This window comes from Streptosporangium sp. NPDC002544 (genome assembly GCF_040295965.1).
Taxonomy (GTDB): Bacteria; Actinomycetota; Actinomycetes; order Streptosporangiales; family Streptosporangiaceae; genus Streptosporangium.
This window is the reverse complement of sequence record NZ_JBEOWJ010000006.1, coordinates 236594-248529: the sequence shown is the minus strand read 5'-3', so window position 1 is coordinate 248529 and position 11936 is coordinate 236594. Positions and strand designations below refer to the sequence as shown.

The 11936-nt window shown below is 67.2% G+C and carries 12 protein-coding genes and 1 tRNA gene; 8 read left to right on the top strand and 5 right to left on the bottom strand.

The annotated features are described in order from the left end of the window. From ABT061_RS11510 to ABT061_RS11500, 3 genes are all read left to right on the top strand, one after another. A partial coding sequence (locus ABT061_RS11510) for an RICIN domain-containing protein (protein ID WP_350915331.1) occupies positions 1-260 on the top strand: 260 nt, incomplete at its 5' end. A gap of 192 nt (positions 261-452) precedes the next feature. Further along, a complete protein-coding gene (locus ABT061_RS11505) occupies positions 453-1634 on the top strand; it encodes an HNH endonuclease (protein WP_350915329.1) in 1182 nt (393 codons plus the stop codon). Positions 1635-1828: 194 nt separating this feature from the next. Further along, positions 1829-2269: a GNAT family N-acetyltransferase gene (locus ABT061_RS11500; protein ID WP_350915327.1), complete on the top strand. Its 441-nt coding sequence runs from the start codon at positions 1829-1831 to the stop codon at positions 2267-2269. Positions 2270-2366: 97 nt separating this feature from the next. On the opposite strand, the gene ABT061_RS11495 is transcribed toward ABT061_RS11500, so the two are convergent. Both ABT061_RS11495 and ABT061_RS11490 read right to left on the bottom strand, forming a co-directional pair. Further along, positions 2367-2675 (bottom strand): hypothetical protein, encoded by a 309-nt coding sequence (locus tag ABT061_RS11495; protein ID WP_350915325.1) that lies wholly within the window; start codon positions 2673-2675, stop codon positions 2367-2369. Positions 2676-2860: 185 nt separating this feature from the next. Beyond that, on the bottom strand, positions 2861-3346 hold the full coding sequence (locus ABT061_RS11490; RefSeq protein ID WP_350915323.1) for an ATP-binding protein: 486 nt from the start codon (positions 3344-3346) through the stop codon (positions 2861-2863). 338 nt (positions 3347-3684) lie between these two features. On the opposite strand from ABT061_RS11490, the gene ABT061_RS11485 reads away from it, so the two are divergent. Together ABT061_RS11485 and ABT061_RS11480 are read left to right on the top strand one after the other, a co-directional pair. Then, positions 3685-4542 (top strand): helix-turn-helix domain-containing protein, encoded by an 858-nt coding sequence (locus ABT061_RS11485; protein WP_350915321.1) that lies wholly within the window; start codon positions 3685-3687, stop codon positions 4540-4542. Beyond that, the gene (locus ABT061_RS11480) at positions 4539-4796 is read left to right on the top strand and encodes a DUF397 domain-containing protein (protein WP_350915319.1); all 258 of its coding nucleotides are present in this window, start codon (positions 4539-4541) and stop codon (positions 4794-4796) included. Before ABT061_RS11485 ends, ABT061_RS11480 begins: the two co-directional genes overlap by 4 nt. Positions 4797-4946: 150 nt before the next feature. On the opposite strand, the gene ABT061_RS11475 is transcribed toward ABT061_RS11480, so the two are convergent. Then, on the bottom strand, positions 4947-5915 hold the full coding sequence (locus tag ABT061_RS11475) for an HNH endonuclease family protein (protein ID WP_350915317.1): 969 nt from the start codon (positions 5913-5915) through the stop codon (positions 4947-4949). Between the two features lie 255 nt (positions 5916-6170). On the opposite strand from ABT061_RS11475, the gene ABT061_RS11470 reads away from it, so the two are divergent. The 3 genes from ABT061_RS11470 (at position 6171) to ABT061_RS11460 (ending at position 8186) form a co-directional block, all read left to right on the top strand. Further along, positions 6171-6410 (top strand): nucleoside triphosphate pyrophosphohydrolase, encoded by a 240-nt coding sequence (locus tag ABT061_RS11470; protein ID WP_350915315.1) that lies wholly within the window; start codon positions 6171-6173, stop codon positions 6408-6410. 136 nt (positions 6411-6546) lie between these two features. Beyond that, positions 6547-6622: transfer RNA gene (locus ABT061_RS11465), tRNA-Val, on the top strand. A 16-nt stretch (positions 6623-6638) separates the two neighbouring features. After that, positions 6639-8186, top strand: a complete 1548-nt coding sequence (locus ABT061_RS11460) for an SDR family NAD(P)-dependent oxidoreductase (protein ID WP_350915313.1) — start codon at positions 6639-6641, stop codon at positions 8184-8186. A 173-nt stretch (positions 8187-8359) separates the two neighbouring features. On the opposite strand, the gene ABT061_RS11455 is transcribed toward ABT061_RS11460, so the two are convergent. Together ABT061_RS11455 and ABT061_RS11450 are read right to left on the bottom strand one after the other, a co-directional pair. Continuing rightward, positions 8360-10024, bottom strand: a complete 1665-nt coding sequence (locus ABT061_RS11455; RefSeq protein WP_350915311.1) for a GNAT family N-acetyltransferase — start codon at positions 10022-10024, stop codon at positions 8360-8362. 329 nt (positions 10025-10353) lie between these two features. Next, on the bottom strand, positions 10354-11553 hold the full coding sequence (locus tag ABT061_RS11450; RefSeq protein ID WP_350915310.1) for an SMI1/KNR4 family protein: 1200 nt from the start codon (positions 11551-11553) through the stop codon (positions 10354-10356). Positions 11554-11936: the final 383 nt, after the last annotated feature.

The following is an 11936-nucleotide window of genomic DNA, read 5'->3' as shown; positions in this document are numbered from 1 at the left end:
CCAACAGCACACGTACCAACGGCACTCGGGTGCACCTGTGGGAATGCGCGAACACCAACACCAACCAGAAGTTCGTGGTCGACGACGGCATGATCAAGGTCAAGGACACCCTCGGCTCCGCCACCCCGATGTGCGTGGACGCCAACAGCACACGTACCAACGGCACTCGGGTGCACCTGTGGGAATGCGCGAACACCAACACCAACCAGAAGTTCGTGGTCGACGACGGCATGATCAAAGTTAAGGACACCCTGGCCTGACCAGTAGCCACGCCGGAAACACAAAGGGCCGGGATCACCCGTCCGTGTCCTGGGCGGCGGCGCGGAGCGCTGCCGCCTGGTTGACCTGAACAAGTTTCGGCCGGTGCTTCGGAGATCGCACAGCTCATCATGAAGTCCGATTCCGCCGGAAATTAACGGGAATTCAGTTGATATCCGCAATAGGCTCGTGGGGTGGTGCTTTCCGAGCTTCGACGTGAGATGGTGCTCGCCGCCATCGCCGAGTTCGACCAGCTGGGCCGTGACGCCTTTCTTGAGGAGTACGGCTACCGCCGGGCCATCCACTACTTCCTCGTCTATGGCGGCAAGCGGTACGACTCCAAGGCGATCGCTGGAGTCGCCTACCGCGGGGTCAGCGGCAGCCCCCTGCGTCCTGACGAGTTCTCCGGTGGGAACGCCACCGTTGCCCGGGTGCTCGGCGACCTCGGCTTCGAGGTGACGAGACCGGGGCAGGCTGCCAAAGTGCCCTCCATCGAAGACCTCCTGCAGAAGGTCGACTCGCTCAAGCCCGCCGTGTCTCCCACGACCGGTGCGCAGAAACGGCATCAGCCGTTGACCCTGCTCTGGGCGATCGGCCGCGCGGCTCGGGGCGAGTCACGTCTCACGCCGTGGGAGAGCACCTACCGCGAGCTCGGATGGCTCATCGAGGAGTTCGGTCTTGAGGAGGATCGGCCCAACCCGGAGTTCCCCGTGCTGTGGCTCTACCACCACGGCCTGTGGGATCTGCCCGGCCACGCGAATGTGCCGCATGCCAGTGGCCGGCCCGCGCAGCAGTGGATGAAAGAGCAGCAGCCGGACAGCGGCCTGCGACCATGGGTGTATGGGATCGTCACCGGTCAGCCGGATATCCGGGCCCAGATCGTCGTGCGGCTTCTCAGTGCGTACTTTCATGGCGTCGACCACAACGCGCTTCTCGCCAGGGTCGGGTTGGACGCGGTCACCTCCGACACCGGTCGCATTCGCGATGGGTCTCCTACGCCTGGCCGTGTCGAGTCCATTGTGGAGCGCGTCATCCGCGACTCCCTGCTCGCCGAGCAGATCAAACGCGCGCACGACTACCACTGCCAGATCTGCGGCGACCGTCTCACTCTCCAGCAGGGCTTCTACGCGGAGGGAGCCCACATCCGCCCACTCGGAAAGCCGCACAACGGCCCCGACGAGCCCGGCAACCTGCTGTGTCTCTGCCCCAACCACCACGTCCTGCTCGACCGAGGCGCGATCACCGTCCAAGCCGACCTCACGGTGACGGACCTGACGTCCGGCGCCTCACTCGGCCATCTCCGAGTCGCCCAGAACCACGAGATCAACCAGGATCACCTGGACTACCACCGGAAGGTCATCGCAGAGCAGAGCTGAGCCGAAGCCGTCCTCACACTCCGCACCGTGACCGCCAACGGCGGCCTCGACGCCTACTGGTGCTTTCATGCCACCCGCGAGCACCAGCGCCTCTACCACGCCCCCGAACAGCAGGACTACGACCTCACGGCTTAATCACGGTATAGCCACCCAACAGAGTTGACGTCCGAGGCATCCTGGGGTCTCCTGCTGCGATGTCTGATCTTCGCATCCAGCAGCCGGACGGCGACGCCACGCTCAAAGACTGGCAGTACGCCCACAACGTGATCATTCCTACCCACTCCCTCTCCCTGGACGAGGTACGGGAACGTGCCCAGCGCAACCACCTGGAGATCGCGTACCTCGGTGACGATCTCGTGGGCTGCAGTACGGTGCGCCCGCCGACGGACGAAACACTGACGGCCACAGTCATCGCCCGCGTGCTCGCCGCTCACCGCAGGCGGGGGTTCGGCGAGGAACTGTATGCGCGCGGGCTCAACCAGGCCCGGGAACTGGGGGCCAAGGTGATCGAGACCGTCGTCCTGTCCTCCAACGAGGACGGACTGCGGTTTGCGCTGAAGCACGGCTTCGTCGAGATCGAGCGATACCTGCTGCCCGGAGACACCATCCCCTGGATCGACTTGCGGCTCTCCTGACTGGAACAGACCTGATGTGGCCTCACGGCCTGATCCGCACTTTCCCTCCAGAAGAGCCACGCCCATCGAAGCTCCAACCTCACTTTTCATGTGCGGGTTAGGCGTTGCTGCTTTGTGGTGCGTGCTGGAATTCGAGGTCGTTCATCTGGGTCAGCAGGTCCCGGACGTTTCTGGCTTCGATGGGGCCGGGGACGTTGGGGAGCCAGGTGGGGAAGGCCCAGTAGCGGCGGGCCCAGCGGCGCCAGAGGATGACCCAGCCGGGGTGGCGAGACTCCAGGTCGCGGGCCAGGCCGGTGGCATTGTCCGTGTTCGCTGCGGGCTCCGTGGCAGGGAGGTCGGTACGTACGAGGTCTGCTCCGCGACGGCGGCCTTTGGGGCGGAGGGGCTCACTTACCGGGGTGACCATGGGGAACCGTCGCTTTCCGTTGTGACTTAGGGGTGGGGAAGGCCGGCGTCCCGGACGAGGGTGGGATCAGGTCCATGGACGCCGGCCCCTGTACGGTCCACGCCTGGCACGGGGGAGTCGGCGTGGACCGGCTCCGGGGTCAGCGGGGATCGGGGGGATCCCGGCTGCCCGGAGGTCGGGGAAGGTCAGGGCTGGGTGGGGAGGTCGAACCAGACGCCGGTGCCGAGCTGGCCCGTGCCGCACAGCCGGGTCCATTGGGTGCCGCAGTGGCCCTGGGTGAGTTCGGTGACAATGCGCAGGCCCCGGCCGCCGAGTTCGAGGTCGTCGATGCGTTCGGGGAGGGGCCGGGGGCGGTTTAACAGGTGTTCGATGAGGGTGGTTCCGGCTCCGGCGTCGACGACCTCGGCACGGATGGGCAGGCCGTGGTCGTGTAGCAGGCGAAGTTCGTAGGGGCCGGGGGCATAGCGGGTGGCGTTGGTGACCAGCTCGGAGACCACGATCTCCAGCTCATCGAGCACGTCGGCGGCCAGCGGCAGCTTGGCCAGCTGATCCCGGAACACTTCCCGGGCCCGCCGGGCCGCACTGCCTGAAGGTAGGCACCAGGCGGTCATCCGGAAGCGGTTGTGGGGTCTGCCGTACTCGCCGGGGTCCGGAACGTGCTCGATGAGCATCGTTGCTCCTAACGGGTGGGACTGGGGGCAGCCCTGCGATCAGGTCGGCAGATGCTCGGCGGGCTCGCTTGGGTTTCGCCCCGGTGGGAAAGCCTGGGGTCAACGGTGCTTTCAGGACCGGCGGCGCACAGGGGACGTCTCCACGAAGGCGTACAGACAAAGCCAGCGGTCATGTCTTTCTGTGACTGTGTGAACACTCATCGCTGTCACGCCTCGATGATGCAGTGCAGGCCACCTCTCAGGCAAGTCATTCCTGGAAGAAAGTCTTTCCTCTAGGGAGGATGGCGTTTCCTCAACCTGTCTCGAGCACTACGCTCCCCACGAGGAAGGAGGTGAGCATGCCCGTCGAACCCACCCCGCGACGTCGGCGCCTGGGCGCGGAACTCAGACGCATCCGCGAAGCCCTCGGCTGGACCCAGGAGGAAGCGGCCGGTCACCTCGGATATCAGTCCCTCTCAACGGTCAGCAAGATCGAGAACGGACTGCAGGGACTCAAGATCCAGCAGCTTCCCCACTTCTTCGAGGTCTTCGGCATCACCGACCCCGCCCTGCGGGAAGAACTCCGCGACCTCGTACGCCGGGCCGGCGAAGCCGACTGGTGGCAGCGCTACGAAGGCGTGGTCGACGACCCGCTCGGCGACTACCTCTCCCAGGTGGAGAGCGCCAGCGGCCTGTTCGTCTTCAACCCCCTCGCCATTCACGGACTGCTCCAGACTCCGGACTACGCCCGCGCGGTGACCGAGGGCAGCAGAGTCTGGAAGACGCCAGAAGACATAGACCACTTCGTGGCGCTACGGCTGGAGCATCAGCGCACCATGCTGGAGCGCCAACCCCCGCTGAAGATCTGGACGGTGCTCCCCGAGGGACTGCTGCGCCAGGCTGTCGGCGGACGGGCCTGCATGCGCGCCCAGATCGAGCACCTGATCCACCTCGCCCGCACCAACCCCGCCGTCACGATCCAGGTCCTGCCGTTCTCCGCCGGAGCGCACGCGGGAATGGACGGCCCCTTCATGCTCATGTCCTTTCCCGCCGGTCGTGACCTCGTGTGCATCGAGTCCCTGCGTGCCTCCCTGCACCTGAACGAGCCCGAGACCGTCGAGCTCTACCGCACCACCAGCGACCTGCTGAAGTCCGACGCCCTGTCACCGAAGGCATCGCTACCGCTTCTCACCACGATCGCCAAGGACCCCTCATGAACAAGAGCACCCTCGACCCCGACTGGATCGAAACCCAGCTCCATGACGCCCGCTGGCACACCAGCAGCCTCAGCAGCGGCGGCACCAACTGCGTCCAGATCGCCTTCCTGGACCAGGGCATCGTGGCCCTGCGCGACTCCAAGAACCCAGAGAAGGCTCCACACCTGTTCACCGACGCCGAGTACGACGCCTTCACCGGCGGCATCGAACGCGGGGAACTCCGACGCCCTGGGGCTGCGAGCTCATCTGGATGAGATGAGGTGGTGGTAGCCGCTGACCTGGTCGTGTGAACTAACCGCGATTGCATGCCCGCAGAAGTGTGGCCTTGGTGCCCTCAGAGATGAAGGGAGATCCGGGACGATCGGCGGGAGCCGACTCCAGCACTCGCGTGTTGGCGGCGCGACTCAAAGTAGAGCATGTACATGCTGGATGAACCTGAGCCACTCACCTGACCGCGTGCTGCTGTGCTTGTTGTGCTTCAGGGTCAGTTCCAGGGTCTTCTTGAGGGGGACCGGGGATTGCATGATGGCTTCGTTTCGCTGTGCCAGCCTGGTCATTTCCTCTCGCGTGGGTGGCCGGTTGCTCTTTTGGCCGTTGCACTGCGCGTGTGTGGGGGCCAGGTTCCAGATCGCGTCCAGGTCCGGTGCCGTGCCCTTGCCGCCGGGGCGGAGAAGCCTCATGAACGAGTAGGGGAACACGTGGTCGATAGCGATGTCATCGATGCCTGGCGTGATGGGTTCCGCGCAGATCAGGCAGAGGCCGCGCTGGAAGCCGATGACCGCGTCCGTGACGCCGGCGACCGATCGGCGACGCTGCCTGTCGGTGATCTGCAGGGTGGTCAGGTCCACGGCTACACCCTCATCGATCAGGCTCTGGCCGATCCCGATGGCGAAGGACGTCTCCACGATGCTCCAGCGGGCTGACAGTTCGCCTCGCAGAGTCGCGGCCTGCTCCGACTGGGCGATGTCGCGGAGTTCCTTGCTCAGCCGGACGACCCGTTCGCTGGAGCGTCCGGTCACCTCGTAGAAGCGGTGTGGCACCTCCGCTCCTCCGCTGGGCAGGTTGTGGAACTTCTGCATCACCATCTCGGGCATGGACTTGATGGCCGCCGCCAGCAGTTCTTCGGTGGGGCTCCCGAGCCTGAGCGACTCCTCGGCCTCTCGCTCGGCCACCGAGAGGAAGTCTGACTCTCCCCGCTCCGCGCGCAGGCGCATCTGCGGTGCCTGGCCGAGATGCCGTACCAGCCCCATCGCGTACGGCACCGCCAGGTCCCGGAGCAGGATCTCCGACCGGCCTTCGGCGGCGGCGTCCAGGAGCGCGGTGCCGAGGGCGAACTTGTAGGTGCGGGTGTTCTTGCCCAGCAATACGGCCATGCGCCACGAGGACCGCGCGCTCCGTTCCCAGTGAGAGAGATCCAGCTCCATATGACGGCCGCCACCCTTGGTGTGTATATGCCGAAATAAAGGCTATTTCACCGCTCGTGCACGGGAACCCGTACGGCGGGAGACCCGGTAGTCTCGGGGGCTTCCGGAGGAAGCTGTGCGGGTATGGAGGAACGATCTGACGTGGGGAAACTCGTGCGGGACAGGATTCCGGAGATCATTCGGGAGCATAGCGGGGAGCCGTTGGTGACCGTGCTCGGGGAGGCGGACTACCGCGAGGCGCTGCTGGAGAAGCTGTTCGAGGAGTCGACGGAGCTGCGCGAGGCCGCGGTGACCGAGGTGGCGGAGGAGATCGCCGACGTGCTCGAAGTGCTGCGGGCCATCGCGAAGGTCCACGGGCACGAGTGGGCGGACATCGAGAAGGTCGCCGAGGCCAAGCGAGCCGAGCGGGGGGCGTTCCTCGGACGTGTCTACCTCGAAGGATGATGGTGATCGGGGCAATCTATGGTCCTTCCTCCCGTCCCTAACGCGGCCCTCCAGAGTCCGGCGAATGATCAAAAATGGGTTGATCTTCTCGGTAGGGTGAACGCAGGTGCCGGTTCGAAACCGAGCCGTTCTGCGTGGGGCCGTAGCGCAGTTGGCCGTCGCGCTTTCTCTGACAGGGGAAGAGGACGCTGATTCGAATCCAGTCGGTCCCACCCCCGGGAGGATGACGTGGACTCCGAGACCGTCTGGACGGTCCTGCGAGCGCTTGGCGAGGCCAGGCGGCTCCCGCTGGACGATCCGGATCGCAGGTGGATCGCGCACGCGGCGCTCGCACTGGTCCGTGACGGGCAGCGGCGCCGCAGGCAGGAGCGTGATCATGCCGCGAAGGAGGCCGACGCCGCGGTGCTGGCGGCCACCGCGATGGGCAGTCCGGACCGGGTGATCGACGTTCCCCTCTCGGAGAGACCGGTGGGAGAGCCGGCCGGAGAGCTGCGCAGGGCGCGACGTTGCTATGTCTGCAAGGAGCACTTCACTCGGGTGGGCAGCCTGTATCACCTGCTCTGCCCCTCGTGCGCGGCCTTCAACGCGGCCCGTCGTACGGCCCGTACCGACCTGTCGGGGCGGCGGGCGCTGGTCACCGGGGGGCGGACGAAGATAGGGCATCAGCTCGCGCTGAAGATGCTCCGCGACGGCGCCCATGTCGCGGTGACCACCCGTTTTCCGGCCGACGCGGTCAGCAGGTTCGCGGCGGCCGGTGACTGGGGCGGGCGCCTGGAGGTCGTGGGGGTCGATCTATGCGACCCTCGCCAGGTCATCGCGCTCGCTGACCGGTTCCTGGCGGCCGGGGATCCGCTGGACATCCTGGTCAACAACGCCGCGCAGACCTTGCGCCGACCGACGTCGGCCTACGCCGCCCTGGTCGAGGGGGAGCGGGCTGGGCTTCCGCCGGGGGCATCGACGGTGCCGGGATTCGTACCGGGTCCTACGATGCCGCTCTCCGGTGACGGGAACCGAGGTCCGTCGGGTCTTTCGCTGCCGCATTCCGGTGATGAGGGATGGGGACTGTCGGCTCTTTCGCGGCCGCCGTCAGGTGACGGGCTCCGGGATCTGTTGGGTCTTCCGGTGCCGTCAGGTGACGGGGCCTGGGGTCTGCCAGGTCTTCCGGTATCCCCTCTCGGGGATGAGACCCGGGGTCTGCCGGTCTCGACTTTCATGGACGAGGCCGAGCGACTGTCGCTCTCGCCATCCGGGGATATGAATTTGGCGCTGCCGGACGCGTCCGGTCTGCTGCCGGATATGTCGGTGGGTAACTCTTGGTCGGTGCGGATCGGTGAGGTGGACCCGGCCGAGCTGCTGGAGGTCCAGCTGGTCAACGCGGTCGCGCCGTTCCTGCTGATCGACCGGCTGCTGCCGTTGCTGATCGCCGCACCTTTCCCGCGCCGGTACATCGTGAACGTGTCGGCGGTGGAGGGACAGTTCGCGGTGCCGAACAAGACCGGCCGTCACCCGCACACCAACATGGCCAAGGCCGGGCTGAACATGCTGACCCGTACCAGCGCCGCCGATCTGGCACGGCAGGGTGTGTACATGTGCAGCGTGGACACCGGATGGATCACCGACGAGAACCCGGTGCCGATGCGGGAGTGGCTCGACCGCCGGACGCCGCTGGACGTCATCGACGGTGCCGCGCGGGTCTACGACCCGATCGTGCGCGGCGAGGCGGGCGACCCGGTGCACGGCGTCTTCCTCAAGGACTACGCGGAGGCCCCGTGGTAGGCGGACCTCATGACCGGGATCGTACGGAGGTGTCGCGGGCTCGCGATGCTCGTTGACCGGGTGCTGTCCGCCGGAGGTATCGGGCGACTGTTCGTCAGTGGCAATCCTCTCGGCCCGGCGGGTGCCGAGGCTGATCCCGGCGGACGGCTGTGGCGGCCAACGAATCCGCTCGATCAAGCCGAGGCCGCCGCCCGTAGGGCCGATACCAGCAGGTAGCCCGGGTATTCGCGCAGCCGAGGATAGGCACTGGTGTGGTAGCAGTTCCAGTAGCTGATCACCCGCTGTTCCGTCACTGTCAGAAAGTCCGGATTGTCGGCGAAGAATCGCCCGTAGGCGGCGTGGACACCGGAGCCGGGCCGGCCGAGACCATCAAGCATGCGGTGGACATCCCCCACGATCTCCATGACGTACTCTCCGACCAGTCGCGCCACGTACGGGATGACCCATGGCTCCAGTGAGCCGACGATCTGAGCGAGGTGGCGCTGCCGGACGAACCCGTCGTGGTGACGGGTGTAGAGGCAGTGCAGGATCACCCGCTGGACGGGGGACAGCGCACTGAGCGCCTCGGAGGTGGGTTCGGGATGGTAGATCCGCTCGGGAACGGTGACGCGGTCCTCGCCGACGGTCACCTCAAAGGACGTCGCCGAGCAGTGTCCGGCGATCGGCATGACCCCGACAGCAGTGCGAACGTCGTCGGCCAGTGCGAAGGGGAAGGCGCACGTGAGGGATTCGTTGAGCCTGCCGGCCGGTTCCGGCTGCCGCGGCTCGGCGGTGGCTCGCCACCGATAGTGGGCGTCGGGGAGGTTCTCCTCGTTGTCGCCGCCGTCTCCCAGCGTCACCAGGGTGAAGCCGTGCCGTTCGTAGAAGCGGCGGGCGCCGGTGTTCTGCTGGAACACGTGCAGGTTGAGCAGGCTGGGCCGTACCTTCCTGGTCTGGGCGAGCAGGGCTGAGCCGATGCCGTGGCCCTGGGCCTCCGGCGCGACGTACAGGTGTGCCAGCCACTGGTCGTCCAGCGCGGCGAATCCGGCGACCTGGCCGTGTAGTTCGGCCACCCATGTCTCGTGGCTGGCGACCACGACCCCGGCGATCCAGGCCCGGGTCTCCTCGTCGGTGTGCAGCCGCGGCAGGTAGGTCATCTGGCCACGCGCGGCCAGGAAGACGTCCGCGATCCGCTCCGCGTCGCCGCGCCATGCCCGGCGTACGAGCGGTAGCGCGTCGTGTGCCACGAGTTCGGCCATCTTGCGCAGCCGAAGGAAATAGGTGAACGCCTCGGAGAAGGACAGGGGGTAGCCGAACCGTACGGCACGCAGGTCGGCCAGGCAGGACCGCAGGATGTCCCGATGGTCGGGATGCAGGGCTCCGCCCCGGCGCAGGTAGGTCTGTACGCAGCCCGCGACGGTCAAGTCCAGCATGGCCAGATCGGCCTTGTCCGCGGGCGGTACCTCCGGGAAGGGCAGCCGCTCGTACTGGGTCCACAGGGTTTGCACCGTTTGGTGCATCGCCTCGTGCGCGTCCGGGCCTGGCCAGCGCCAGCCGTGCCGGTAACGGCGCTCGTCGGCGGATACGGTGCGGCGATCGTGTTTTTCCACCGTACGGCGCAGCGCGAACGCCGCCATCTCCGCCAGCCGGGCTTCCCGGCTGGTCTCCAGGATGTCCAGCGCGCGGAGCAGGGCGGTCTCGTCCGTCCGTATCCGTCCGGCGCGGCCGGTGATGTAGTCCCAGGTCGCGTTGTATCCAACGGGCATGTAACGCTCGACCGCGCATCTGAGGGAGGTGTAGCGCAGGCCGTACGGCAGATCCTGATTCCGGACCCGGCGTGCGTAGATACCGAAGCTCATGATGCCGCTCGGACGGCTTCGCGGGCGTTCACCTTCTCGGACATCGTCATACAGTGCCATGTCCGGCTATGAACGGGCCATCGGATATCGCGGCATCCGTTGATGTCAGCCCAGGCCGAGCGTTTGGCGTGGCCGTAGGGCGCGGGCGCGCAACGCGGCCTTGGCGGCGGCGGCGCCCTGCGGCGTGAGTGCGAACGGTGCGCTGAGCGGGCGCGTGGGGCGATGGCAGTCGAGTGCTCACAGAGGTAGAAGTTCATCCGCGAAGGTCCATGGGTGGTGATGGATCGTCCACCGCGTCCTTGCCGAGGATGACACCACGGAGCCCACGGTCAGCCGGTGGCGATCGCGTCGAAGCGGGGGGCGTCGGTGGTGTGTCCCCAGCGGCGGCATTCCCAGGCCAGGCGCCGGGCGCGGAGTCGTAGCGCGATGGGGGTGCGGTCGGCGGGACGTGGGTGGCCTGCCGATCGGAGTCCTCTCCCGAGCGGGGCGTCGGCGCGCAGGACCTCCTCGGCGGCCGAGGGGTCACCGGTCAACACCCGCAGGAGGGCGCGGCGCACGTAGCCGAAGTCGTCGTTGGGACAGCGCGCGATGTGCTCCTCGGTCGCCGCGTACGCGTCGTCCAGCCGGCTCTGCGTCAGGAGCAACTCGACGCGCAGGCGGTGCAGCAACGACCTGTCGAGCCACCAGCCGTTCCGCGGGATCGCGTGTTCCACGGTGGTCAGGGCATCGGTGATGCCGCCTTCCTCGCGCAGCAGCACGGCTTCGGCGAGCGCGAGGCGCACCGCTTCGTGGTCCCCTTCGGCGCCGACCGCATGGGCTTGGGCGAGGAGGTCGCGGGCGTCGCTGTTGCGGCGTTCGTAAAGGGCGAGGTAGGCCCGGCCGGCCAGCCGCAGGACTTTCACCGCCGGCTGCTCGTCACCGTCGGCGAGCGGCGGCGGGAGGAGGCTGAGCAGCCGCCGGTCCACGCTCCAGCCGGTCTCGTCGCGCACGGTGGCCTCGATCCGCTCACCCAGCACCTCGCGCAGCGAAACCTCCAGCCAGTCGTGGTACCACGCGCCGAACGACTCGGCCTGCGGGGCCAGCGCCTCGCCGACGCACGTCCAGTCGCCCCAGACCTGGCCCGCGGCGGGGCCGTTGACGACCAGGTGAGAGCGGTAGCCGCAGCCGTGCTCGGCGACCGGCAACAGTCCCTCGAACGCGGCTTCCATGACGTCGTCGTAGTCCTCGTCGTCCGTGGGCGGCTCCCACTCCTCCGTGAACGGGAACAGACCGAACCGCGCCCAGGCGCCGTCCAGCCGCACCCCGTGCACCCCGTAGTACGGGCCGGCGCCGCCATTGCCGAGCCGGGTCAGGAACGTGCGGTAGTCGGCCGGAAAGCGCACCCCGATCCGCGTCTCGACGGCCTCCAGCGCGGCCTCGTCGAGCGGCGGCTTGAACCGGTAGCGGTGTTCGCGGGCGCCGAAAAGGTCGAGGTCCGTGTCGTACTCACGGAGCGCGTCGAGGCCGCGCCGGATGACGTCCAGATCCACAGCGGCACCCTACCCGGAGGCGGCCTGAATACGGCGGAAAGGGACTTTGGGTGTTAAACACCGGGCTGGTGTGGGGTGATGGGTGCCCTTGGTCCGATCTCTCGAACGCGTCCACCTCGAAGGGAGGTCATGGTGGGTGTCTGGGCAGGGGTTTTCCTTGATCTGGGTGATTGAGCACCTCCCCGGCGTGCTCAATCACCCAGATCAAGGAAAGTGTCACTTCCGGGGTGTCGGCGGCGGGAAACGGGTGGCCGACGAAAGTGGTCTGCTTCTACGCTCAACGGAGGTATCGGGCGGCTGTTCGTCAGTGGCAATCCTCTCGGCCCGGCGGGTGCCAAGGAGCCGGCGAGGCTGATCTCGGCGGACGGCTGCGGCGGCCAATG